Origin of the sequence: Streptomyces sp. NBC_00647 (assembly GCF_045207245.1) — a bacterium.
In the GTDB taxonomy this organism is placed as follows: Bacteria; Actinomycetota; Actinomycetes; order Streptomycetales; family Streptomycetaceae; genus Streptomyces.
The window spans coordinates 1,413,505-1,438,712 of the sequence record NZ_CP109040.1; the positions used below are offsets into that span (position 1 = coordinate 1,413,505).

Here is a 25,208-nt window from a genome sequence, read left to right on the forward strand (position 1 = left end):
ATGGGGCTCATGGCGGGGTTCAGCGTGGAGCACGAGCGCGTGGTCGAGCGGCTGCGGGACGGCATGGTGAGCGGGGTGCTGTCCTTCCCGCTCACGAGCTTCACGGAGGACGGCGACCTCGATCCGGACTCCTACCGGACCTATCTGGCCGCCCAGTTGGCCACGGCGCCGGGCGCGGTCTTCCCTGCCTGTGGGACCGGCGAGTTCAGCGCGCTGGACGAGGACGAATACCGCGCTGTCGTCACCGCGACCGTCGAGATCGCCGACGGCCGCCTGCCCGTGGTCGCGGGCGTCGGCTACGGCTGGGCGCAGGCGCTGCGGTTCGCGCGGATCGCGGAGGAGGCCGGAGCGGACGCCCTCCTGGTGCTGCCCCACTACCTCGTCGAGGCCCCGGAAGGCGGCCTGGTCGAGCAGCTGCGCCGGATCGCCGCCGGCACGCGGCTGCCGCTCATCGCGTATCAGCGGGGCCCGGTCGCCTTCACGCCCGAGGGGCTGCGCGCCATCGCGGCGATCCCCACCGTCATCGGGCTCAAGGACGGCCACAGCGACCTCGACCGCCTCCAGCGCCTGACGCTCGCCGCGCCCGACGGCTTCCTGTTCTTCAACGGAGCGGCCACCGCCGAGATCCAGGCCCGCGCGTACGCCGCCGTCGGCGTCCCGGCCTATTCGTCGGCCGTCCACGCCTTCGCTCCCGAGATCGCCGACGCCTGCTTCGCCGCACTGCGGTCCGGCGACGAGGCGACCGTGACCAAGCTGCTGCGGGACTTCTACGTCCCGCTCGTCGAACTGCGCGACCGGGTGCCCGGCTACGCGGTCTCGCTGGTCAAGGCCGCGGCCCGGCTGCGGGGCCTTCCGGTCGGCCCGGTGCGCGCGCCGCTCACCGATCCCGATCCGGCCGATCTCGCCGCCCTGGAGCACCTCCTCGACACCGGGCTGGCGCTCGTCGGAGCCACACGCCGACCCGCCTGAAGCGCACGGGGGACGGTCCCGGGGGACTCGGGGCGGCCCGTCCGCCCGCCCGGCCCGTCGCCGTCATTCTGTGATCACCGGCCTCGGTCACCCCCGTACACAAGGATTCTGATGATGAGCCAGCAACCTACGATCACCGAGTTCTCCGTCTACCCGGTCGCGGGACGGGACTGCATGGAGCTGAACCTGTCGGGCGCCCACGGCCCCTATTTCACCCGCAATGTCGTCGTCCTCAAGGATTCCGAGGGGCGGACCGGGCTCGGTGAGGTGCCCGGCGGCGAGAAGATCACCCGGACACTGCGCGACGCGCAGCCCCTCGTGCTCGGCGCGAAGGTGGGCGACTACCAGCGCGTCCTGCGCGAGATCGGGGACCGCTTCCGCGACCGCGACGCCGGTGGGCGCGGCGCCCAGACCTTCGACCTGCGGACGACCGTCCATGCCGTCACCGCGGTCGAGTCCGCTCTCCTCGACCTGCTCGGCCAGCATCTCGACGTCCCGGTCGCCGCCCTCCTCGGCGACGGCCTCCAACGCGACCGCGTACGGGTGCTGGGCTACCTCTTCTACGTCGGCGACCCGGACCGCACGGATCTGGCCTACGCCCGGGAGAGCGACTCGGAGGTGGACTGGTACCGCCTGCGGCACGAGGAGGCCCTCACGCCCGGGGCGATCGTCCGGCAGGCCGAGGCCGCCCACGATCTGTACGGCTTCCAGGACTTCAAGCTCAAGGGCGGCGTCCTGGAGGGCGCCGAGGAGGTCCGGGCGGTCCGCGCGCTGAAGGACCGCTTCCCCGAAGCCCGGATCACGCTCGACCCCAATGGCGCCTGGTCGCTGCGCGAGGCGATCGAGCTGTGCGAGCCGCTGGTCGGCACACTCGCCTACGCCGAGGACCCCTGCGGCGCCGAGGACGGCTACTCGGGGCGGGAGATCCTGGCCGAGTTCCGCCGGGCGACGGGGCTGCCGACGGCGACCAACATGATCGCCACGGACTGGCGGCAGCTGACCCACGCCCTGGCCCTCCAGTCGGTCTCCATCCCGCTGGCCGACCCGCACTTCTGGACCATGCGGGGCTCGGTGCGCGTGGCCCAGCTGTGCAACGCGATGGGCCTGACCTGGGGCTGCCACTCGAACAACCACTTCGACATCTCGCTCGCCATGGTCACGCACTGCGGAGCCGCGGCACCGGGCCCCTACAACGCCCTCGACACCCACTGGATCTGGCAGGAGGGTCTGGAGCGGCTCACGGTCGCCCCGCCGCGCATCGTCGACGGCGAGATCGCGCTCCCGGACTCCCCCGGTCTCGGCGTCCAGCTGGACATGGACCGGCTCCTGGCGGCGCACGAGCTGTACCTGAACGAGTCGCTCGGCGCCCGGGACGACGCCGTCGGGATGCGCCACCTCGTCCCCGGGTGGGAGTTCGACGCCAAGCGCCCCGCCATGGTGCGTTGACCGTCACCCCCGGCCACCCCCCTCCCGCACTCCCCCGCGCCCCCTTTCCCCCGCTCCCGCAAAAAGCGCCGCCGACCCCTTGCACTGACGCTGGACACCTGAATTACTGATCCAGAACAGAACGACCGAATGATCGGTCGTCCGGAATCGCACGGTTGGCGAGGGAGAAGTCGCGATGGCGGGCTCGACGGACGCGAAGGACCTGCTCGACGCGGGCGAACGGCTCGACGCGGAGGGGTTGCGGGCCCTCCAGCTGGAGCGGCTGCGCGCGTCACTGCGCCACGCGTACGAGAACGTTCCCTTCTACCGGGAGTCCTTCGACAAGGCCGGGCTGCGCCCGGACGACTGCCGCTCGCTCGCCGACCTGGCACGGTTCCCCTTCACGACGAAGGCGGATCTGCGCGAGAACTACCCGTACGGAATGTTCGCCGTGCCGCAGGACCGGATCCGGCGCCTCCACGCGTCGAGCGGGACGACCGGGCGCCCGACGGTCGTCGGCTACACGGAGAACGACCTGTCCATGTGGGCCGACATGGTGGCCCGTTCGATCCGCGCTGCGGGCGGCCGGCCCGGCGACAAGGTCCACATCGCCTACGGATACGGGCTGTTCACGGGCGGACTCGGCGCCCACTACGGCGCGGAACGGCTCGGCTGTACGGTGATCCCCGCGTCCGGCGGCATGACGGCACGTCAGGTCCAGCTGATCCAGGACCTGAAGCCCCAGATCATCATGGTGACACCCTCGTACATGCTGACACTGCTCGACGAGTTCGAGCGGCAGGGTGTGGACCCGCGCGGCACCTCGCTGCGCGTCGGGGTCTTCGGAGCCGAGCCGTGGACCGAGGAGATGCGCCGCGAGATCGAGGAGCGGTTCGCGATCGACGCGGTGGACATATATGGCCTCTCGGAGGTCATCGGCCCGGGTGTCGCCCAGGAGTGCGTGGAGACCAAGGACGGTCTGCACATCTGGGAGGACCACTTCTACCCGGAGGTCGTCGACCCCATCACCGGTGAGGTGCTGCCGGACGGCGAGGAGGGCGAGCTGGTGTTCACCTCGCTCACCAAGGAGGCCATGCCCGTGATCCGTTACCGGACACGGGACTTGACGCGCCTGCTGCCCGGCACGGCGCGGGTCTTCCGCCGGATGGAGAAGATCACCGGGCGCAGTGACGACATGGTGATCCTGCGGGGGGTCAATCTCTTCCCGACGCAGATCGAGGAGATCGTGCTGCGGACGCCCGGGGTCGCCCCGCACTTCCAGCTCCGGCTGACCCGTGAGGGCCGTCTCGACGCTCTCACCGTACGGGCCGAGGCGCGGTCCGGCGCCACGCCCGAGACGCGGGAGGCGGCGGCGCGGGCGATCACCGCGGGTATCAAGGACGGGATCGGTGTCTCGGTCACGGTGGAGATCGTCGAACCGGAGTCGCTGGAGCGGTCGGTGGGCAAGCTCAAGCGGATCGTGGACCTGCGCCCGCGCCCGTGACCGGCCGTGGCCACGCGTTCCCCGGCACCCCAGCGGTCGCCGAACCGGCCCCGCACGTCTCCCTGTCGGGAGGGAGCCGCGTCGCCGGCGCCCGTCAGATCCCGCCGAACCGGTCCCGCAGCTCCCGCTTCAGGATCTTGCCGCTGGCGTTGCGGGGCAGCTCGTCCACGAACAGGACCCGCTTGGGTGCCTTGAAGGGGGCGAGCTTCTCGCGTGCGTGGGCGATCAGTTCGTCCTCGGTGACTTCGCCCCGGGGGACGACGACCGCGGTGACGGCCTCGATCCAGCGCTCGTCGGGGAGCCCGACGACGGCCACTTCGGCGACCTGCTCGTGGGTGTACAGCGCGTCCTCCACCTGCCGTGAGGCGACCAGGACGCCACCGGAGTTGATGACGTCCTTCACCCGGTCCACGACGGTGAAGTACCCGTGGGCGTCGCGGACGGCGAGGTCCCCCGAGTGGAACCAGCCGTCGCGGAACGCCTCGGCCGTCTCCTCGGGCTTGTCCCAGTAGCCCTCGCACAACTGCGGTGAGCGGTAGACGACTTCGCCCGGTGTCCCGTCGGGCACGTCCTTGCCGTCCTCGTCGACCACCCGCGCGTCCACGAACAGCACCGGGCGTCCGCACGAGTCCATCCGGCCCTTGTGCTCGTCGGGTGCGAGGACGGTGGCGAGGGGGCCGATCTCGCTCTGGCCGAAGCAGTTGTAGAAGGCCAGCTTCGGCAGCCGTTCACGCAGCCGTTCCAGGACGGGGACCGGCATGATCGACGCCCCGTAGTAGGCCTTGCGCAGGCCGCTCAGGTCGCGGTCGGCGAAGTCGGGGCGGTTCGACAGACCGATCCACACGGTGGGCGGCGCGAAGAGGCTGTCCGCCCGGCCCGCCTCGATGAGGTCGAAGATCTGACCCGCGTCCGGCGAGTCGAGGATGGTGTTCGAAGCGCCGATCGCGAGGTAGGGCAGCAGGAACACGTGCATCTGCGCCGAGTGGTAGAGCGGCAGCGAATGGACCGGCAGGTCCCCGGCACTCAGATCGAGGGCGGTGATCGCGCTCAGGTACTCGTGCACCAGGGCACGGTGCGTCATCATCGCGCCCTTGGGCAGCGCGGTGGTGCCCGAGGTGTAGAGGAGCTGCACGAGCGTGTCGCCGCGCGGCTCCTCACCGTCGTACGGAAGTGCCGTGTCCAGCCGCGCGAGGAGCGAGTCGTCGGCGTCGCGCAGCGGCAGGGTCCGTACGCCGTCCGGGAGCCGGTCGGCGAGATCGGGGTCGGCCAGGACGAGGGTGCTGCCCGACTGGCCGACGATGTAGCCGAGATCGTCGCCGGTCAGGTTCTGGTTGACCGGGACGTGGACGAGTCCGGCACGGGCGCAGGCGAGGAAGCCGATCAGATAGGCGTCCGAGTTGTGGCCGTAGGCGCCGACGCGGTCGCCGGGGACCAGCCCCTCGTCGAGGAGGACGGTCGCGGCGCGGGAGACGGCCTCGTCGAGTTCCGCGTACGTCCAGGAGCGCTCGCGGTAGTCGACCGCGCGCCGCGCGGGTGTGCGCCGTGCGCTGCGGCGCAGCACCCCGTCAACCGTACTGCCGTGTCCAGGCGTCATGTCACGTGATCCTCGGCCCAGGGAACGGGGAGGTCAAGTCACCGCACGTCCTCCAGGCGGGACGGCGCGGCGGGTGCGCCGGGGTCGGGGAAGGTCCCTGCGTCACATCGCCCGGGTGCGGCCCTCCCAGTAGGGGTCCCGCAGACGGCGCTTGTACAGCTTTCCGTTGGGGTCGCGGGGCATGGTCGCGATGAAGTCGACGCTCTTGGGCCGCTTGTACCCGGCGAGCAGGCGTTCGCAGTGGCCGAGGATGTCGGCGGCGAGCGCCGGACCGGCCTCGTGGCCCGGCGCCGCCTCGACCACCGCCTTGACCTCCTCGCCCCAGTCGTCGTGCGGGATGCCGAAAGCTGCCGCGTCGGCGACGGCGGGGTGGGTGAGCAGTGCCGCCTCGATCTCGGCCGGGTAGATGTTGACCCCGCCCGAGATGATCATGTCGATCTTGCGGTCACGGAGGAAGAGATAGCCGTCCTCGTCGAGAAGACCCAGGTCGCCGACGGTGAAGAAGTCTCCGATGCGGTTCTTCCGGGTCTTGTTCTCGTCCTTGTGGTACGAGAATCCGCCGGTGCTCATCTTCATGTAGACGGTGCCGAGTTCACCGGGCGGCAGCCGGTTGCCGTCGTCGTCGAAGACCGCCAGCTCGCTGATGGGCCACGCCTTGCCGACGGTGCCGGGTTTCTTGAGCCAGTCCTCGGCGGTCGCGAAGGCTCCTCCCCCCTCGCTGGCCGCGTAGTACTCCTCGACGCTGTCGCCCCACCACTCGATCATGGCCCGTTTCACATGGTCCGGGCACGGGGCCGCGCCATGGATGGCGTGCCGCATGGAGGAGACGTCGTAGCGGGCTCTGACCTCGTCGGGCAGTGCCAGCAGCCGGTGGAACTGGGTCGGCACCATATGGGTGTGGGTGCACCTGTGTGCGTCGATGACACGCAGCATCTCCTCGGGCGTCCACTTGTCCATCAGCACCAGCCGGTGGCCGATGTGCAGGGACGCGCCCGCGAACTGGAGGACCGCGGTGTGGTAGAGCGGCGAGCAGACGAGGTGCACGTTGTCGTCGAACGGCCGGATGCCGAAGATGGCGAGGAAGCCGCCGAGGTACGACTCCTCGGGGAGCTTTCCGGGCAGCGGGCGCCGGATGCCGCGCGGGCGGCCGGTGGTACCCGAGGTGTAGTTCATGACCCAGCCGAGGGTGCGGTCCTCGGGCACGGAACCGGGCTGCCCGTCGAGGAGTTCGGCGTACGGCCGGAAGCCCTCGATCGCGCCGACGGCGTACCGCCGGTCCCCGGGGAGCTTCGCCTCGTCGGCGGCGTGCCGGGCCGCGTCGGCGAACCGTTCGTGGGCGATGAGGACCTTGGCGCCGGAGTCGGAGACGATCCAGGCGATCTCGGGGCCGACGAGGTGATGGTTCACGGGGACGAGGTAGAGACCGGCCTGCGAGGCGGCGAGGAAGGCGACGAAGAACTCGACGCCGTTGGGCAGCACGACCGCGAAGGAGTCGCCGCGCCGGAGGCCGGCGGCACGCAGTCCGTGGACGAGCCCGTTGGCGGCCGCGTGCAGCCGTCCCGCGGTCCATTCCTCTCCTTCGGGGGTGACGAGGACGACGCGCTCGGGGTCCGCGGCGGCCTGGGCCCAGAAGCCGTTCGGTGCGGTGCTCATCGGAACTCCTCCGTAGATACCCCGGCCTTCGGGCCGGGTGGGGGTACCTCCCGCTTGCGGGGGGAGAAACGGACTCCTGCGGAGCAGGGCAGCGGGCTGGGATTCGCCGTCAGGGCGGATCGCAGTGCTCTGACCGGCAGGTTCGATCCTTCGCTGACGTTGGCGCTAGTTTGTGGGCCGTGGCCACTTACGTGAAGCGGGCGTTCAAGTACCGCTTTTGTCCGACCGATGCGCAGGCGGCGGAGTTGTCGCGCACGTTCGGATGCGTGCGGAAGGTCTACAACCTGGCGCTGGCCGCGCGTACGCAGGCGTGGACGCGGCAGGAGCGGGTGAACTACAACCAGACCTCGGCGATGCTGACGGTCTGGAAGAAGACCGGGGAACTGGCCTACCTGAACGAGGTGTCGTCGGTTCCGTTGCAGCAGGCTTTGCGGCATCTGCAGGTGGCGTTCACCAACTTCTTCGGCAAGCGGGCGAAGTACCCGCGGTTCAAGTCCCGGAAGAAGTCGCGGAAGTCCGCCGAGTACACCACCAGCGCGTTCCGTTTCCGGGACGGCCGGCTGACGCTCGCGAAGATGCGCGAGCCCCTGGACATCGTCTGGACCCGGCCCCTTCCGGAGGGCGTGAGCCCGTCGACGGTGACCGTGTCCCAGGATCCGGCCGGACGCTGGTTCGTCTCGATGCTGTGCGACGATCCGTCCGTCCAGCCCCTGCCCGCCACGGACACGGCCGTGGGTATTGACGTCGGCCTGAACCATCTGCTGACCCTGTCGACCGGAGAGAAGATCACCAACCCGAGGCACGAGCGCCGCGACCGTGCCGCCCTCGCCAGGGCACAGCGCCGCCTGTCGAAGAAGGCCAGGGGCGACGGCGCGAACCGGGCCAAGGCCCGCCGCAAGGTCGCGAAGATCCATGCCCGGATCGCCGACCGCCGCCGTGACACCCTGCACAAGCTGACCACCCGACTCGTGCGTGAGAACCAAACGCTCGTGATCGAGGACCTGAGTATCCGCAACATGGTCAGGAACCGGAGCCTGGCCCGGGCCGTCTCGGACGCGGCATGGGCGGACTTCCGGAGCCTGCTGGAGTACAAAGCCCAGTGGTACGGACGTGAGGTGATCGCCGTCGACCGGTGGTTCCCCTCCTCCAAGCTGTGCTCCGCCTGCGGCGCTCTGCGGGAGCGGATGCCGTTGAACGTCCGCGCCTGGACGTGTGACTGCGGCACGACCCACGACCGGGACGTGAACGCGGCGAAGAACCTGCTGGCCGCCGGACTGGCGGTGACAGCCTGTGGAGCTGGTGCAAGACCTCAACGGAGCACTCCGGGCGGGCAGTCGGCGACGAAGCAGGAAACCCCACGGCGCGAGCCGTAGGAATCCCCCCTTCAGGAGGGGGAGGAAGTCAAGCCTGTTCCTCCCTGCCCGCGATGCGGTTGATGCGGTCGACGGCGCGCTCGAAGCCCCGGGTCAGGTCGTCGAAGACCTCCTGGACGGCGCGTTCGCTGTTCATCCGGCCGACGATCTGCCCGACCGGTGTGCCGAGCAGCGGCTCCACCTCGTACTTCTGGATACGTGAGACGGCGTCGGCGACCAGCAGCCCCTGGAGCGGCATGGGGAGCGTGCCGGGACCGTTCGGGTCGTCCCAGGCGTCGGTCCACTCGGTCCGCAACTGGCGTGCGGGCTTGCCGGTCAGGGCGCGTGAGCGGACGGTGTCGCCGGAGCCGGCCGCGAGCAGCTTGCGGGTGACAGCGGGCGAGTGCATGTCGGCCTCGGTGACGGTCAGCCAGATCGACCCGAGCCACACGCCCTGGGCGCCGAGGCTGAGCGCGGCGGCCACCTGCTGCCCGCTGCCGATGCCGCCGGCGGCGAGCACGGGCAACGGGCCGACGGCGTCGACGACTTCGGGGGTGAGGACCATCGAGGCGATCTCCCCGGTGTGCCCGCCGGCCTCGTAGCCCTGCGCGACGACGATGTCGATGCCCGCCTCGGCGTGCTTGCGGGCGTGCCGGGCGCTGCCCGCGAGAGCCGCGACGAGCACCCCCTGGGCGTGGGCGCGTTCGACGACGTCGGCGGGCGGCGAGCCCAGCGCGTTGGCGAGCAGCTTGATCGGATAGTCGAAGGCGACGTCGAGCTGGCCGCGGGCGACCTGTTCCATCCACCCGGTGATGCGCCAGCCGGACGCCTCGCCCTCGGCGAGTTCGGGCACGCCGTACTTGGCGAGGGTGTCCTTGACGTACTGCCGGTGTCCCTCGGGGATCATCGCCTCGACGTCCGCCTCGCTGACGCCCTCGACCTTCTTCGCGGGCATGACGACGTCGAGGCCGTAGGGCTTGCCGTCGACGTTCGCCTCGATCCAGTCGAGGTCGCGCTCGAGGTCGGTGGGGGCGGTGTAGCGGACCGCGCCGAGCACACCGAATCCGCCCGCGCGACTGATGGCCGCGGCGACGGCGGGAAACGGCGTGAAGCCGAAAATGGCGTGCTCGACTCCCAGTTCCTTGCTCAGCTCCGTCTGCATGGCCGCAGGATGCCGCAGACGTCCGGACGAGGGAAGGCCTTTTCTGATACTCCGTCAGATCACTGGAGGTCCGCCGGGGAGGTTGACACGCCTGCGCCTGACGGGAAAGTTTCACTCGGCACGGCAGACCCGGAAAGATACTTTCAGGCTACGTGAGCAGGAGGCTTCTCGATGACCGAAGGCGCGAAGGGCAGAGCGGGCGACGGACTGACCCGTCGCCAATGGGGCAAGGGCGTACTGGCCATGGGCGGAGCGCTGGCCGTCGCGCCGTTCCCGGCCGGCCCCGCGGTGGCCTCGACGGGGGACGGCCGCCGGACCCTGCGGCACGGCACCCCCGGCCAGGCCGGACTGCTCGCCGGGCATCTGCGCCAACTGGTGGCGGACGCGGAGTCGTTCCTCGGCCCCTCCCCCCAGCACCCCTGGTACGCCGGTGCCGTCCTGCTCGCCGGGCGCGGCGGCACGGTGGCCCTGCACCAGCCGATCGGCATGGCGGTTCGCTACGCAGCGTACGACGAGAAGACCGACACCGGCGTGGAGTTCCCCGCCGACCGGCAGATCCCGGCGGCGAGGGACACCGTCTATGACCTCGCCTCCGTCTCCAAGCTGTTCACGTCGATCCTCGCCGTGCAGCAGATGGAGCGCGGGGCCCTGGAGCTGGAGGCCGCCGTCGCCTCCTACCTCCCGGAGTTCGCGGGCGGCGGCAAGAAGGACATCACCGTCCGTCAACTGCTCACCCACACCTCGGGGTTCCGCTCCTGGATCCCTCTGTACAAAGCGCCGACCCCCGAGGGCAAGCTGCAGCTCATCTGGGACGAGGTGCCCCTCCATCCGCCGGGCACCACGTACCTCTATTCCGACCTGAACCTGATCTCGCTCCAGCTGGTCCTGGAGCGGATCACCGGCCGGACCCTCGACATCCTCCTGCGCGACGAGATCACCGGCCCCCTCGGCATGGACCGCACCCGCTACAACCCTCCCGCCTCCTGGAAGCCCCGGATCGCCGCCACCGAGGACGCCCGGCTGCCCTGGTCGGGACTGGACCGCGGGCTCGTGTGGGGCGAGGTCCACGACGAGAACGCGTACTCCCTCGGCGGGGTCGCCGGTCACGCCGGTGTCTTCTCCTGCGCGTGGGACCTGGCCGTTCTCGGCCGTACGCTGCTGAACGGCGGCGCGTACGGCAGGGCACGCATCCTGAAGCCGGAGACGGTGGACCTGATGTTCACCGACTTCAACACCGCCTTCCCGGGCGACGAGCACGGTCTCGGCTTCGAGCTCTACCAGCACTGGTACATGGGCGCGATGGCGACGCCGCGCACCGCGGGCCACACCGGCTTCACCGGCACCTCGCTCGTCCTCGACCCGACGACCAACTCCTTCCTGATCGTCCTCGGCAACTCCGTTCACCCCGTGCGCAATTGGCGATCCGGCTCCGCCCCCCGGGTCACCGCCGCGAACCACCTGGCGCGGGCCGTCGCGGTGCATTCCGCGCGCGGCCGTACATCCTGGTTCTCCGGGACCGCGAGCGCGACGACCGCGACCCTGACGCTGCCCGTCCTCGACACCACCGCCGGTCCCGCGCGCCTCGGGTGTGTGCTCTGGTGGGACACCGAACCCCGGTCGGACCTCCTGTTCCTGGAGTCCTCCACCGACGGCGGAACGACCTGGCAGCCGATCCCTTTCACGACCCGGCGGCACTCCGAGGACCCGCAGGACCATCCGACGGGCACGGCCACCGGCTGGTCGGGGCGCGTGTGGCACCGACTCGGCGCGGACCTGCCGAGCGCCGCGGGGCTCACGCTGCGCTGGCGGTACACGACCGACCGGCTGTACGTCGGCCGCGGCGCGTACGTCGACGCCCTGCGGGTCGAGAGCGGTGACCGTGTCGTCTTCGACGAGTCACGGCCCGCGGACGCGGCGCGGATCGCGGCGGCGGGCTGGAAGCCGTCCAAGGACTGATCCCGGGGGCGGCGGGCGCGGCGGGGGCGGTGACCGATCGACCCCGACGCGTACCGCAATCCATGCCAGACCACAAAGCCCTCACCCAATTCGGGATTCCTTGACCGAGATGGGCGCAAGCCTTCCGAAAAGCCTCCGTAAGAAAACGATTAAGGAGTGGCTTGTTGATCTTCGCGGTGGTACCTTATGGCGTCGACCTCATTTGAAATGGAGCGGAATTGAACATCCGACGAGCTATTTCAACTTCCGTGGTTCCGCTGGCGGCCGCGATCGCGCTGATCATCCCGACGGCGGGTGCCGCATCGGCGACTGCCAGCACCGGTTGCAATGCCAGCGGGACTCACAACGGGTGTATTCGCCTGTTCTACAACAGCAACAGGGCGGGTTCGAGCACCTATTTCGACGCAAACGTCTCGGACCTGGCGGGGTACACCTTCCTCACCTCGGGGACCGGCAAGGGCAACGCGGTGAAGAACAACGCCGCAAGCGCCCTGAACGACAGTCCGAGCATGGTCACCATCTATTACAACAGCGGCTATGTCGGGGCCTGTGACACCCTGTCGGCATATGCGATATCGGACCAGCTGCACTACACGTACAACAACGACGCATCCTTCCGTTGGGATTACACCAGGAGCGATTGCTACGACTTCTGACGGAAAGCCCTGGCCGCATGCGGCCAGGGCTTTTTTTCTGCAAGGAGACACATGAAAAGGGCTCACGCTCTCATCGGTGCGGCGTTGTCGGGCACGCTGCTCGTCAGCGCCTGTTCCGCGAGTGATGGCGGGACTGCCAAGAGTGATGCGCACGGCGCTCCCACGTCCCGTGAGGTCACAGCGGGGAAGCGCGGAGATGACGTCAAAGACTTCACCCACGCCCTCCCCATCGCGAAATATGAATACACCCCCGCCCAGGAGCGCCTGATAGCGAGGGCGAAGGATTCCCTTACTCGCGGGTGCATGCAGCGATTCGACCTGGGTTACCACCCGGCAGATACCGATATCACGGACACCCCGACTCCGTCCGATCGCCGTTACGGAATTTCCGACCCGCGCGAAGCGGCGAGGTACGGTTATCACCTGGCCCCTTCTCCTCAGACCGTGCCGGTGCCCTCCACCGATCCGTCCTACCCAGTCCTCTACGGTGCGGTATCCACTTTCGACGGAAAGGAAGTGCCGAAGGGAGGATGTCGCGCCGAGGCGGTCCATACATGGGAGAAGCAGCGACCCACCACCAAGGCGGCGGACGTGGCGCGTGAAATCGCAGTCAATGGTTTCCGTAAGTCGTTGTCCGACCCGTCGGTTCTGAACGTCACGAAGCAGTGGGCCTCCTGCATGAAAGCAGAAGGATTCTCCTACTCTTCACCCCTGGCGCCTCCGCGCGACTTCGATCTGGACACACCTGCCGTGCGCGACGACGAGCGAAAAGTCGCCGTGGCGGACCTTTCGTGCAAGAAGAAGACGAACCTGCTGAATGTCTGGTTCAACGCCGAATCACGCATTCAGCGAGCGGATATCCAGACGAACAGAGCGCGCCTTGCCCAACTCTCTGCGGAGCATGGCAAAGTAGCGGAATTCGCGCGGTCGACCGGCTCGGCGCCGTCGAAGGCGTCACCGTCGAACGGTGGTTGATTCGACAGCCTCGACAGCGGGACGAGTCGGCGCAGGGTCGGACAGGTCCGCCGGCGCGGCGACCGGCAGGACCCGGTCCTCCAGCGTCAGGCCCGCATCTGCCGGCCCCTGCGGACCGGGTCCGCAGGGGCCGGCAGATGCGGGCCGGGCCTCAGCGTCCCTGGCCCGGCGACTCCAGTACGGCCTTCGCCGCGTTGTGCCCCGGAACTCCGCTCACCCCGCCACCGCGCACGGCGCCCGCCCCGCACAGCATCACGTTCGCGTGCCGGGTCTCGACGCCCCAGCGGCCGGTGCCCTCCTGCACGTACGGGAAGGCGAGGTCGCGGTGGAAGATGTTGCCACCCGGCAGCCGCAGATCGCGCTCCAGGTCCAGCGGGGTCTTCGCCTCGATGCACGGCCGCCCGTCCGCGTCGGTGGCCAGACAGTCGGCGAGCGGCTCGGCGAGGTGCGACTCCAGCTGCGCCAGCGTCGACTTCAGCAGTTCCTCCCGTACGGCGTCGTTGTCCCGCTCGAAGAGCCGGGCCGGCGTGTGGAGGCCGAAGAGCGTGAGGGTCTGATATCCCTGCTCGACCAGGTCCCGGCCGAGGATGCTGGGGTCGGTGAGGGAGTGGCAGTAGATCTCCGAGGGCGGCGCGGCGGGCAGTTCACCGGACGCGGCCTGCGCGTGGGCGGTCGCCAACTGCTCGTAGCCCTCGGCGATGTGGAAGGTCCCTGAGAACGCCTCACGCGGGTCCACGGAGGTGTCCCGGAGCCTCGGCAGCCGCTTGAGCAGCATGTTCACCTTGAGCTGGGCGCCCTCGGCGGGGGTGGGCGGCTCGTCTCCGGTGAGGCGCGCGAGCTCCTGCGGCGAGGCGTTCACCAGGACGTGCCGGGACGCGACGACGCCCTCGCCGTCGGCGGTCCGGTAGGTGATCTCGGCGGACTCGCCGTCCGTGTCGATCCGCAGCACCTCGTGTCCGGTGGCGATCACCGCGCCCGCGGTGCGCGCCGCGGCGGCGATCGCGTCGGTGAGGGCGCCCATGCCGCCGACGGGCACGTCCCAGTCTCCGGTGCCGCCGCCGATCACGTGATAGAGGAAGCAGCGGTTCTGCCGCAGGGACGGGTCGTGGGCGTCGGCGAAGGTGCCGATCAGCGCGTCGGTGAGGACGACACCGCGTACGAGGTCGTCGCTGAAGTACTCCTCGACGGCCACGCCGACCGGCTGCTCGAAGAGGATCCGCCAGGCGTCCTCGTCGTCGACGCGCGCCCTCAGCTCCTCGCGGGTGGGCAGCGGCTCGGTGAGCGTCGGGAAGACGTTCTTCGCGACACGGCCGGTCATCCCGTAGAAGCGCTGCCACGCCTCGTACTCGCGGTCCGAGCCCGTCAGCCGGGCGAACGCCTCGCGGGTGCGCCGCTCGCCGCCGACGACGAGCAGCCCGGTGGGCCGTCCGTCGCGCTCGACGGGAGTGTACGAGGAGACCGTGCGGCCACGGACCCGGAAGTCGAGACCGAGGTCCCGCACGATCTTCCGGGGCAGCAGGCTCACCAGGTACGAGTAGCGCGACAGACGGGCGTCGACTCCGGCGAACGGCCTGGTGGAGACGGCGGCGCCGCCGGTGCTCCCCAGGCGCTCCAGCACCAGCACGGACCGCCCGGCCCGGGCCAGGTAGGCGGCGGCGACCAGTCCGTTGTGGCCTCCGCCGACGATCACGGCGTCATATTGCTCGTGTGCAGGCATGGTTCTTCGTAGCACGTGATGATCTACGTCGGCCAGGGGTGCGCGGCAAGCGGCGGGCGGCCGTACGAGGGGGCGAGGACATCTCGGACTCCGGGGTCGTCGCCGGGTGGGCTCCGGGGTCAGCGGCCTCCGGCGGCCCGCTGCTGTCGTAGCGCGGCCACCCTTCGGTACAGCTCCACCGCCTCCTGCCCGTGCCCCAGCTGCTCCAGGCAGTGCGCCTCGTCGTTGCGGCTGGCGAGGGCGTCGGGGTGGTCGGCACCGAGGACCCGCTCGCGGGCGGCGGCGACGCGCCGGTACTCGGTGAGGGCGTCGGCCCAGCGGCCGAGCCAGCCGAGCCCGACGGCCACCTCACGACGGCTGACGAGGGTGTCGGGGTGGTCGGCGCCGAGCACCCGCTCGCGGATGGCGCACACGTCACGGGACTCGGCGAGGGCCTCCTCCCAGCGGCCGAGGCGGCCGAGGTTCACGCCGAGCCCGTGCCGCGCGCGCAGCGTCTCGGCATGCGTGGCCCCTTGTGCCCGGGTGCGGTCGTCGACGAGGGAGCGGTACAGCTCCAGCGCCTGCGCGCTGCGGCCGAGCCGGCCGAGGCTGATGCCCACCTCGTAGCGCGCGGCGAGTGTGTCCGGATGGTCCGGGCCCAAGGCCTGCGCACGGGCCGCGGCCACTTCCTGGTAGGTGTGCAGCGCCTCGGGCCAGCGTCCCAACTGGCCGAGCGCGTAGGCCACTTCGTAGCGCGTCACGAGCGTGTCGGGGTGGGCCGGGCCGAGCACCCGGGCGCGGGCGGCGGCGACCTCGCTCGCCATGCGGTACGAGTCCTCCAGGCGCCCGAGGCGGCTGAGGTTGAAGGCGAGGTTGTGGCGGCAGCGCAGCGTGTCGGGGTGGTCGGGGCCCATCGCGCGCTCCCGTACGGCGAGCACCGCGCCGTAGGCCTGGTGCGCCTCGAAGTGGCGGCCCAACTGGCCGAGCACATAGGCCATTTCCTGCCGGGCTGCCAGGGTCTCGGGGTGCTCGGCGCCGAGCACCCGCTCCCTGGCCAGGGCGACCCGGGCGTACTCGCGCAGCGCCTCGGCGGGGCGCCCGGTGCGACTGAGGGTGAAGCCGACCTCGTAGCGGCTGGCGAGGGTGTCCGGGTGGTCGGGCCCGAGCAGATGCTCCCGTTCGGCGGCCACCGAGCGGTGCACCTCTCCCGCCTCGGTCCACCGGCCGAGCCGCCCGAGGCTCAGCCCGGCGTTGTGCCGCCCCGCCAGGGTGGTGAGCAACTCGGGTGCGGGAGTGCGCCGTTCGCTGCGGACCGGCTGGGACGTCACGGCCGTGGAAGGGCGGGCGATCCACTCGCCGGTCAGGCCGGCGGAGGCGTCCGGCGGGGTGACGCGCAGTCCCGCGCCGGTGGCCTTGTGGCCGGTGGTCATGCCCTGGGTCCAGGACGGCAGCCGGGGTTCCCGGGAGGGCGGCTGCTCGGGTCGGGACGTGCCCCGAGGCGCCGGGGGCCGCCCACCGGCGGCGGGGGGCGGCGGAGCCGGGGTGACGACCGTCGGCACGTACATCGGCGTGGCGCGCCCGGCGCTGATGCGGCGGCCGAGTTCGCGGGCGTCCCGCGGGCGCTGCTCGGGCCGCTTGGCGAGCAGGTCGAGGATGATCCGCTCCAGGTACTCGGGGAGTTCGGCCCGGTGGCTGCGGGGCGGCTCGGGCACGGTGTCGCGGTGGCCGACGAGGACGGCCCAGGCGTCGTCGAGGTCGAAGGGCGGTGCCCCGGTGGCGATTTCGTAGAGCACGCACCCGAAGGAGTACAGGTCGCTGCGCTGGTCGACCTCCGAGCCGCCGATCTGTTCCGGTGACATGTAGTGCGGGGTGCCCATCGCGATGCCGGTACCGGTGAGCCGTGAGGTGAATCCGATGTCGTGGCCGAGGCGGGCGATGCCGAAGTCGCAGATCTTCACGGTGCCGTCGGTCAGCCGCATGATGTTCGCGGGCTTCAAGTCGCGGTGGACGATGCCCTGTTGGTGGGTGTAGGCGAGGGCAGCGGTCACCTGGTCGGCTATGTCGACGACCAGGGCGACGGCGAGCGGATGGTTCTTGTTCTCCTCCAGGAGCTGGCCGAGGTTGCTTCCCTCCAGCAGTTCCATCACGAGGTACAGCACGCCGTCGGACTCTCCGAAGTCGTGGACGACGGTCACCCCGCGATGCTGAAGGGCCGCGGCGACCCGGGCCTCGCGCCGGAACCGCTCGCGCAGGACGCGGGTGAAGGACTGGTCGTGGTGCGGGCCGAGCGGCTTGAGGCACTTGACGGCCACTTGGCGGCCCAGCGATTCGTCCCGCGCCCGCCACACCTCGCCCATGCCGCCGCGCCCGATCAGGTCGAGCAGCCGGTACCGGCCCTGGATCAGCCTGCTCTCCGCCATCTGGTGTGATCGCCCCCGTCACTGCTCAGCCTCGAGCCCTCCCCCGGCCCGTCCAGTATGACGAGCTATCTGCCGACTTTGTACGGCGCCGGTCGCGAGCCGGGGCCGAGCCGTGACATGGCCGAGAGAATGTGTTTGGGCGGGAGTTGCCAGCGCAGCCGTGCGGGGACACAGCGCAGCGTGGTGCCCGTGACGCGCAGACCCCGGGTCACCGCGGCGGGCGGCGGCGCCGGCCTGCCGTACAACGCGTGGGCGTACGGCGGCAGAGCGGCGTACGCGAGCCGGGCCACGCGCCGCCACAGCAGTGCGCGCGCCGGTACGAGCAGCGGGTGGACCGGCGGACGCGAGAGGAAGTCGTCCACGTCGCGGGCCTCGGGTCCCGCGGCGAGTTCGGGGAGCACCTGCTCGAAGTACGCGGCCAGTTCGGTCCGGTCAGCCGGCACCCGGTCCGGGTCGAGCCCCACCAGCCGCGCGCCGACCCGGTGTTCCTCGATGTAGCGGTCGGCCTGCGCGTCCGTGAGGCGGAAGCCGGAGCGTCGCAGGACGTGCAGATAGGAGTCGATCTCCGCGCAGTGCACCCAGAGCAGCAGTTCGGGCTCGTCGACCCCGTAGCGCTCGCCGGTGTCCGGGTCGGTGGCGGTGAGCATCCGGTGGATCTTCCGCACCCGGGCCCCCGCCCGCTCCGCCGCCTCGGTGGTCCCGTACGTCGTCGTTCCGACGAAGTTCGCGGTGCGCATCAGCCGGCCCCAGGCGTCGTTCCGGAAGTCGGAGTTCTGCATGACGCCGCGTACGGCGCGCGGGTGGAGGGCCTGAAGGTAGAGCGCGCGGACCCCGGCGACCCACATCATGGGGTCGCCGTGCATCTGCCAGGTGACCGAGTCGGGACCGAACAGCCCGGGGTCACCGGCTCCGGTGGGGTCCACTCCGCCAGTGTGCCCGGGATTGCCAATTGGCACACGCGAGCGCGCCTGAACTGCTGTGATGCCCGGACCTGACCACCGGTCACGGTCTGACAACAGGCCAGGTTCGGGCCCCTGGTCGGGCCCGTGGTCGGGGCCCGTGGTCAGGCCCGTGGTCAGGGCCGGCCACTTCCAGGAGCTCTGTTGCAGGCGCTGACTCCATGCGGCTCTCGGACTCGGACGTCTCGAACCTCTCACGTCCGGTAGCCCGCCGACTGGACGGTCGCGGCAGACGGCCGTCATGGCCTCATCCCCCTCGAACCCGTGACCAGGGGGCCGTCGACACGCGGCACAGCCATGCCCTCGCCCCCGCTGCAACCTGCTCGCCCCGGCGCACCCGGTGCGGGTGCCCCGCTCCGTCGGGACGAAGAGATCACACAGGCAATGGATCACGCCGTCCCGCTCTCCGGGTACCGTCAGGGTATGAGTCACCCGCACCCCGACCTGAAAGCCGCCCCACCCCTTCCCGAAGGAGGGCTGCGGGTCATCGCCCTGGGCGGCCTGGGTGAGATCGGCCGCAACATGACCGTCTTCGAGCACGCGGGCAAGCTGCTCATCGTCGACTGCGGCGTGCTGTTCCCCGAGGAGACCCAGCCCGGCGTGGACGTCATCCTGCCGGACTTCACCTCGATCCGGGACCGGCTGGACGACATCGTGGCCGTGGTACTCACCCACGGCCACGAGGACCACATCGGCGGTGTGCCCTACCTGCTGCGCGAGCGGTCCGACATTCCCATCGTCGCCTCCAAGCTGACGCTGGCGTTCCTGGAGGCCAAGCTCAAGGAACACGGCATCCGGCCGCGCACGGTGCGGGTGCGGGAGGGCGACCGGCGCGGCTTCGGACCCTTCGACTGCGAGTTCGTGGCGGTCAACCACTCCATCCCGGACGGCCTCGCGGTCGCGATCCGCACCGGCGCCGGGTTGGTGCTGCACACCGGCGACTTCAAGATGGACCAGTTCCCTCTCGACGACCGCATCACCGATCTGCGTGCCTTCGCCCGCCTCGGCGAGGAGGGCGTGGACCTGTTCCTCACCGACTCCACCAACGCCGAAGTACCCGGCTTCACCACCTCCGAGCGTGAGCTGAACCCGGCGATCGAGCAGGTGCTGCGCACCGCGCCGCGCCGCGTCATCGTCTCCAGCTTCGCCAGCCATGTGCACCGCATCCAACAGGTCCTTGACGCCGCCCACCAGCACGGCCGCAAGGTCGCCTTCGTCGGCCGGTCGATGGTCCGCAACATGGGAATCGCCCGTGACCTGGGCTATCTGAAGGTCCCCTCCGGTCTGGTCGTGAACACGAAGGAGCTGGAGAAGCTCCCGGACCACAAGATCACTCTGGTGTGCACCGGCTCCCAGGGCGAACCGATGGCCGCGCTGTCACGGATGGCCAACCGCGACCACCAGATCCGTATCGGCAAGGGCGACACCGTCCTGCTCGCCAGCTCCCTCATCCCCGGCAACGAGAGCGCCATCTACCGCGTCATCAACGGGCTTACCCGGTGGGGCGCCCACGTGGTCCACAAGGGCAACGCCAAGGTCCACGTCTCCGGGCACGCCAGCGCCGGCGAACTCGTCTACTGCTACAACATCGTCAAACCCCGCAATGTCATGCCTGTGCACGGCGAATGGCGCCACCTGCAGGCCAACGGCGACCTCGCCATCCGTACCGGTGTCGACCCTGACCGGGTCGTCATCGCCGAGGACGGCGTCGTCGTTGACCTCGTCGACGGCCGTGCGTCCATCACCGGGAAGGTCCCCGCAGGCTACGTCTACGTGGACGGGATGGAGGTCGGCGGCGTCACCGAAGCCTCCCTCAAGGACCGCCGCACGCTTGGGGAAGAGGGTGTGGTCACGGTGGTGGCGATCGTCGACGCCGACACCGGCGCCCTCGCCGAAGCCCCCGACTTCCTGGCCCGCGGCTTCGCCCATGACGACACCACCTTCGAGCCGGTCATCCCCGTCATCGAGAAGACCCTGGCCACCGCTGCCGACGAAGGCATCGGGGACGCGATCCAACTCGAACAGCTCATCGCCCGCGCCGTGGCGAACTGGGCGTTTCGCACCTACCGCCGCAGGCCCCTCATCATCCCCGTCATCATCGACGCCTGAGCCCCGGCAGCACGGCCCCCTGCCTTCCGTGCCCGGCCACGCGAATATCGAAGCCGGGCACGGGAGTCAGCAGCCGCCTCGGGAGGCCGGGGTGGCAACACACTCCACATGATGAGTCATCGGAGAGATGTCTCAGGGGACGGCATCGGGAGAAGACGCAGTTCAGGAGCGGTTTCTCAGATCCAGAAGCACGGCGTGAGACGTTGGGAGCGTCACGAACAGGTGCGCGTCGCCCTCAGCGGATTGCCCCAGGCCAGGCCGCAAATACCCATGGCACCGGGCGACACCCGCAACCTGCCGGACGACGCTTTCTGAATCGATGTCACCGGTAAAAGCTTGGTTCTCTCATTCCAGCTTCACTCGCTCCCTCAGGAGAACAGCACGAGCTGCTCTTCCTCAGGCGCTTGCGCGAGACCGGGATCCTCCGCACATTCCGGATCCACGTCTGCCGGTTCGGTGTTCGCCTCCTCCGCGATCACCCCTAGCGCCGCGACTACCCGCTGCCCATCGGCGGTGCCTTCTACCTCGTCAGCAACCGGCTCCTCCAGAGGGGTCTCCTCTGTCTCGCCCTCGGCGACCGTCGGCAGTACGTAGTGCTGGGCTAGGCTCGCCAAGTGCAGGGGCAGCGGTAGGGAGAGTGCGTCCAGATAGTCGGGAGCTTGGCGAAGCTGGTGCACCGCGAGGGCGAGGGCTTCGGGTGAGTCGCCGGCATCCGGGTGGCAGCCCAAGACCGCGATTTCCACCAGCCCTGGGTTCCAGGCGGGGATGTGCGTGTCGATGGTGGGTTTGCCCTTGTTGGGGCCTTGACGTAGCGGGCGGGGAGCGATCTTGTCGGCCTCGACGGCGGAATCCCGGAAGGTGCCCGCCTGGGGAGTGGTGCTGTAGAAGATTCGCCCTGATGACCGGATCGCGTCTTCTTCTTCCACCCACAGCCCCTGGGGCAGTCCGTTAACCTCGCCAGGAGCGGCGTTACCCCACCACTGGGGGGTCTCTCTACCTGCACAAGGCCGAGGCACTGTCACGCGACGGCGACCACCGGAACGCCGGAACGGCGCTCAACCGAGCCACGTCCCTCTGGGAGCACCGCTCGGCGGAGGAGAACCCTGACTGGCTCAACTGGTTCGGCGAGGCACAGCTGAAGTCGACCGAGGGCAAGGTCCTGTTGCGTTCCGGGCAGGTGGAGCGCGCGACGCGTTCCCTGGAGACCTCCGTGGAGACCGCGGCTCCTCGGGACAAGGCCGTACGGTCCAGCCGCCTCGCGGAGGCACGGCTCGCCGGCGGCGACCTGGAGGGGGGCTCTGGACGCCGCGAACTACGGCACCGGGCTCTTGGAGAGCAGGGTCAGCTCCGTACGGGCTCTGGACCGCATGAAGGAGTTCAACGCTCGACTCGATCCGCGCAAGTCCGTCTCCGCCGTCCGCGAGTTCCGCGAGCGTCTTGAGGCGCTTTCCATCGCGGCCTGACAGTCACCGTCTCGCACTTCGAGCGCCAGCCCGCCCCGCCGGAGTAGTCGATCCAAATGCCAGGATGGACGGCATGACGACGATCGACGGCGAGGTCGAGGCTGGATTCGAACCGGTGCGTGAGGCGTTCGAGGCAAACTTCTCCCAGCACAGGGACATCGGCGCGGCGGTATGCCTGTACCAGCACGGCCGACCGGTGGTGGACCTATGGGGTGGCATCGCCGATCCGGAAACCGGTCGTCCGTGGACACGAGACACTCTGCAACTGGTCTACTCGGCCACAAAGGGGGCGACCGCGACAGCGGCGCACATGCTGGCCCAGCGCGGCGCGTTGGACCTGGACGCGCCGGTGGCGAAGTACTGGCCGGAGTTCGCGGCGAACGGCAAGGCGGACATCCCGGTGCGCTGGCTCCTGTCCCACCAGGCCGGGTTGATCGCGCTGGACCAACCGGTCCCGCTGAACGAGGCGTTGGCCTGGCACCCGATGGCGGCCGCCCTGGCCGCGCAGCGTCCCCAGTGGACGCCCGGCACTGCGCACGGGTACCACGGTCGAACGTGGGGCTGGCTGGTCGGCGAGGTGATCCGCCGAGTGTCCGGCCGAACGCCGGGCCGCTTCTTCGCCGACGAGATCGCCGCTCCCCTCGGGTTGGACTTCTTCATCGGATTGCCGGCGGATGAACGCGACCGGGTGAGCCGCATGGTGTACCAGCGACCAGCCGTGGACCTCACCACCGTGCCCGCCGAGTCGATTCCCGAGGAACTCCGCGAACAGGTTGCCGCCTGGCGGGATCCGGAGTCATTCAGCAACAGGGCGTACGCCGTCACCGACCCCGCCGCGATCGACTTCGACTCGCCCAAGGTGCAGGCCGCGGAACTCCCGTCCTCCAACGGCATTGGCACCGCACGTGGACTGGCGCGCATGTACGCCGCACTGATCGGCGAGGTGGACGGTGTGCGCCTGCTGACCTTGGAGACCCTGGCTTCGGCGACCAAGGAGCAGGCCAGCGGGAAGGACCAGGTGATGCTGATCCCGAGCCGGTTCAGCTCCGGGTACATGCTGCCTACCCAGACCAACCCCATGACTGGCCCGAGCGCCTTCGGCCACACCGGACGAGGTGGCTCACTCGGCTTTGCCGATCCTGAGCACGGCATCGCCTTCGGCTACGCGATGAACAACATCATCGGAGGGGCCGACGACATGCGTGCAACTTCACTGGTCGACGCAGTACGGAAGTCACTGGCGTGACGGATCGAAACTGAGACTGGCAAACCGGCCTCTTGACTCCAGCCGTTGGGGAAAGGGCCGTCGCGGACTACGAACGGCTCCGTTGGACGGCTGACACTCAGTCAATGGCCCCAGCGGGCAAGGCGGACCCTGGCCGAAAGCCCCCACGACACACCCGCACGAGGTAGTCGGCGGACGTGTGGTCTGGCGGGTCACGGACGGGCCGAGTGCGGCGCGCAGCTCGGCGATGGACCCGCTTCCTGATCCGACGTGGTCTTCCGGCCCACCCGCCGCGACATCGACCCCGTCACGGGGGATAGTCATGGGACGGCATCATCGAGGTGTCCTGGACGCAGTACCCGCCCATCTGGGTCCGGACGAGCTGTGAGACTAAGGCTGCTCCCGGCATCACTGGCATGTGAGGCGGCCCAGTTCGCGGTCGCCGGGGCGCTGGAGCCGGCCGATCACGTCGGGGGTGACACCTTCGACTACGTGATCGACCGGGACACGGCCCAGCTCTCCGTCACCGACGCCATGGGCCACGATGTCGATGCCGCTCTGCTCGCAACTCTCCTGGTGGGCGCCCTGCGCCGGGCACGGCGGGCCGGCGCTGGCCTCGCCGAACAGGGCGATCAGGCCGTGCGCGAGCACAGCCGCCACGGCTACGTCACCGGGCAGCTCCTTCGCATCAGCCTGCTCGACGGCACCGCCGAGTTCATCAACGCCGGGCACCCCTGGCCACTGAGGATGCGGGACGGACAGGTGCGGGAGATCACTCCGAAGATCGATATGCCGTTCGGCTTCCACGCACCGCGCAGCTACCGGGTCCAGTCGCTGGGCCTGTGGCCGGGCGACCGGGTGGTGATGCTGACGACGGCATGCTGGAGCGCAACGCCAACAGCCTCGATCTGCCGGACAGATCGTCCGCACCCGCGCGCTGCATCCCCGCGAGGCCGCCCGCACCCTCATCGCCACGGTCGTCGACGCCAACCACGGTCACCTGCAGGACGACGCGACCGTCATGTGTCTGGACTGGCACGGCATCGGCCACTCCCATCGGGACGCCGACACCGGCGCCAACCTCGCCGACGCCTCCGCCCCGTCCCCACCTGCGGACAATGACCCTGAGACCGCTCCACCCCCCGCTTCGGCCGACCCGTCGCGGCCCGGCACGTTTTCCGGCGTGACCTGCAACTTTCTATCAGCCGTCAGCCCGGAGCGAACCGGCCGGGTCGCCGCCGCCCGCCCCTGTGCCCGTCGACACGCTCGACCGTGCGGCAGCGAGAGGCGCATTCCAACTGGGCCGCCGGCGAAGGGAATGCGTTCTTTTCGGCACGGCCTACTCGGTCAACCGGCTCTGTGCGAACAACAGGAGGTCGTCGCCCCCGATCTCGCGGGGCCGGCCGTCCGGTGTCTCCCATTCCGCGATGAACCACGCTCCGTGCCACTCGACCCGCCACACCTTGCCGTGGCGGTTCTCGAACTCGACGAAGCTGCCCTCACCGCCCTCCATCAGCCGAAGCTCCTCCAGCAGGCGCTTCGGTTCCGTAAGGCCGCGTCCGGGGTTGCTGCTCCGGCCCCGGGTGCGCGTATTGGTGTAGCGCATCTTGAGAAAGGGGAGAGGCTCGCGGTCGAAGTTGTTCATCTTGAGCATGCGGTACCGGGAGACGGCCTCTTCGAGGGTCTCGTCTCCGGAGAACTCGCAGGAATAGGCGGGAAACGTCAGGCGGACGTACGGAGTGAGGTCGGGATTCTCGACCCGGTAGAAGCCGTGCACCTGCGGCCCCACCCCCGCGACCACGTCGAACCGCCTTCCCCCGGGCGCCGCGAATCCGCCGGCCGTGCCCAGATGGGGATGGCCCGCGAAGATGTCCTCCTCGTGCTCCCGCGCGAACTCCAGTGTGGCGACGGCCAGTTCCTGGTCGTACGAATTGCGGGCACTGAGCTGGAGCAGCCGCTGACCGTCCGCGGAGAGCGCGCCCGCGAAGTCGATCCCCGGAGCGGGTGACCAGTGCCAGGCGTCCGCCGGGCCGGGAAGCGGCTCCACATTGCGGAAGCCGCTCACTACGGCACGGATGTCCATGATTCCT

Annotated in this window: 17 protein-coding genes and 2 pseudogenes; 11 read left to right on the forward strand and 8 right to left on the reverse strand. The window is 69.9% G+C overall.

Going from position 1 to position 25,208, the window contains the following annotated elements; translation table 11 throughout:
- Window positions 1-9: 9 nt before the first annotated feature.
- From OG788_RS06210 to paaK, 3 genes are all read left to right on the forward strand, one after another.
- Complete coding sequence (locus tag OG788_RS06210; RefSeq protein ID WP_406369443.1) at window positions 10-969, forward strand: 5-dehydro-4-deoxyglucarate dehydratase; 960 nt, start codon at window positions 10-12, stop codon at window positions 967-969.
- 114 nt (window positions 970-1,083) lie between these two features.
- Entirely contained in the window at window positions 1,084-2,415 is a 1,332-nt protein-coding gene (locus OG788_RS06215) for an enolase C-terminal domain-like protein (protein WP_406369444.1), read from the forward strand.
- Between the two features lie 175 nt (window positions 2,416-2,590).
- Window positions 2,591-3,898: a phenylacetate--CoA ligase PaaK gene (gene paaK / locus OG788_RS06220; protein WP_406369445.1), complete on the forward strand. Its 1,308-nt coding sequence runs from the start codon at window positions 2,591-2,593 to the stop codon at window positions 3,896-3,898.
- 94 nt (window positions 3,899-3,992) lie between these two features.
- On the opposite strand, the gene OG788_RS06225 is transcribed toward paaK, so the two are convergent.
- Window positions 3,993-5,492, reverse strand: coding sequence for an acyl-CoA synthetase (locus OG788_RS06225; RefSeq protein ID WP_406369446.1), 1,500 nt, complete (start codon window positions 5,490-5,492; stop codon window positions 3,993-3,995).
- 102 nt (window positions 5,493-5,594) lie between these two features.
- On the reverse strand, window positions 5,595-7,145 hold the full coding sequence (locus OG788_RS06230) for an acyl-CoA synthetase (protein WP_406369447.1): 1,551 nt from the start codon (window positions 7,143-7,145) through the stop codon (window positions 5,595-5,597).
- A 179-nt stretch (window positions 7,146-7,324) separates the two neighbouring features.
- Between OG788_RS06230 and OG788_RS06235 the strand changes: the two genes are divergently transcribed.
- Window positions 7,325-8,518, forward strand: a complete 1,194-nt coding sequence (locus tag OG788_RS06235) for an RNA-guided endonuclease InsQ/TnpB family protein (protein ID WP_406369448.1) — start codon at window positions 7,325-7,327, stop codon at window positions 8,516-8,518.
- A gap of 28 nt (window positions 8,519-8,546) precedes the next feature.
- Here OG788_RS06235 and OG788_RS06240 read toward each other — a convergent pair whose 3' ends face one another.
- Complete coding sequence (locus OG788_RS06240; RefSeq protein ID WP_406369449.1) at window positions 8,547-9,659, reverse strand: NAD(P)H-dependent flavin oxidoreductase; 1,113 nt, start codon at window positions 9,657-9,659, stop codon at window positions 8,547-8,549.
- Between the two features lie 171 nt (window positions 9,660-9,830).
- Here OG788_RS06240 and OG788_RS06245 point away from each other — a divergent pair, with 171 nt between their 5' ends.
- The 3 genes from OG788_RS06245 to OG788_RS06255 all read left to right on the forward strand — a co-directional run bounded on the left by OG788_RS06245 (window position 9,831) and on the right by OG788_RS06255 (window position 13,246).
- Window positions 9,831-11,615: a serine hydrolase gene (locus OG788_RS06245; protein ID WP_406369450.1), complete on the forward strand. Its 1,785-nt coding sequence runs from the start codon at window positions 9,831-9,833 to the stop codon at window positions 11,613-11,615.
- Window positions 11,616-11,833: 218 nt separating this feature from the next.
- Window positions 11,834-12,271: a peptidase inhibitor family I36 protein gene (locus tag OG788_RS06250; RefSeq protein ID WP_406369451.1), complete on the forward strand. Its 438-nt coding sequence runs from the start codon at window positions 11,834-11,836 to the stop codon at window positions 12,269-12,271.
- Between the two features lie 51 nt (window positions 12,272-12,322).
- A complete protein-coding gene (locus OG788_RS06255) occupies window positions 12,323-13,246 on the forward strand; it encodes a hypothetical protein (protein WP_406369452.1) in 924 nt (307 codons plus the stop codon).
- Between the two features lie 151 nt (window positions 13,247-13,397).
- Here OG788_RS06255 and OG788_RS06260 read toward each other — a convergent pair whose 3' ends face one another.
- The 3 genes from OG788_RS06260 to OG788_RS06270 all read right to left on the reverse strand — a co-directional run bounded on the left by OG788_RS06260 (window position 13,398) and on the right by OG788_RS06270 (window position 18,225).
- Entirely contained in the window at window positions 13,398-14,963 is a 1,566-nt protein-coding gene (locus OG788_RS06260; RefSeq protein ID WP_406369453.1) for a phytoene desaturase family protein, read from the reverse strand.
- Between the two features lie 119 nt (window positions 14,964-15,082).
- Complete coding sequence (locus OG788_RS06265; protein ID WP_406369454.1) at window positions 15,083-17,362, reverse strand: tetratricopeptide repeat protein; 2,280 nt, start codon at window positions 17,360-17,362, stop codon at window positions 15,083-15,085.
- A 65-nt stretch (window positions 17,363-17,427) separates the two neighbouring features.
- Window positions 17,428-18,225, reverse strand: a complete 798-nt coding sequence (locus OG788_RS06270) for an oxygenase MpaB family protein (protein ID WP_406376685.1) — start codon at window positions 18,223-18,225, stop codon at window positions 17,428-17,430.
- A gap of 519 nt (window positions 18,226-18,744) precedes the next feature.
- On the opposite strand from OG788_RS06270, the gene OG788_RS06275 reads away from it, so the two are divergent.
- On the forward strand, window positions 18,745-20,430 hold the full coding sequence (locus OG788_RS06275; RefSeq protein WP_406369455.1) for a ribonuclease J: 1,686 nt from the start codon (window positions 18,745-18,747) through the stop codon (window positions 20,428-20,430).
- 368 nt (window positions 20,431-20,798) lie between these two features.
- On the opposite strand, the gene OG788_RS06280 is transcribed toward OG788_RS06275, so the two are convergent.
- Window positions 20,799-21,452, reverse strand: a complete 654-nt coding sequence (locus tag OG788_RS06280) for an RNaseH domain-containing protein (protein WP_406369456.1) — start codon at window positions 21,450-21,452, stop codon at window positions 20,799-20,801.
- Here OG788_RS06280 and OG788_RS06285 point away from each other — a divergent pair.
- The 3 genes and pseudogenes from OG788_RS06285 to OG788_RS06295 all read left to right on the forward strand — a co-directional run.
- Window positions 21,404-21,893: pseudogene (locus OG788_RS06285) on the forward strand (transcriptional regulator); the annotation flags it as partial. The gene OG788_RS06280 and the pseudogene OG788_RS06285 overlap by 49 nt on opposite strands.
- A gap of 73 nt (window positions 21,894-21,966) precedes the next feature.
- Window positions 21,967-23,139 (forward strand): serine hydrolase domain-containing protein, encoded by a 1,173-nt coding sequence (locus tag OG788_RS06290; RefSeq protein ID WP_406369457.1) that lies wholly within the window; start codon window positions 21,967-21,969, stop codon window positions 23,137-23,139.
- Window positions 23,140-23,508: 369 nt separating this feature from the next.
- Window positions 23,509-24,223, forward strand: a pseudogene (locus OG788_RS06295) (PP2C family protein-serine/threonine phosphatase); the annotation flags it as partial.
- Between the two features lie 234 nt (window positions 24,224-24,457).
- Here OG788_RS06295 and OG788_RS06300 read toward each other — a convergent pair.
- Window positions 24,458-25,201: a hypothetical protein gene (locus OG788_RS06300; RefSeq protein ID WP_406377035.1), complete on the reverse strand. Its 744-nt coding sequence runs from the start codon at window positions 25,199-25,201 to the stop codon at window positions 24,458-24,460.
- Window positions 25,202-25,208 lie beyond the last annotated feature (7 nt).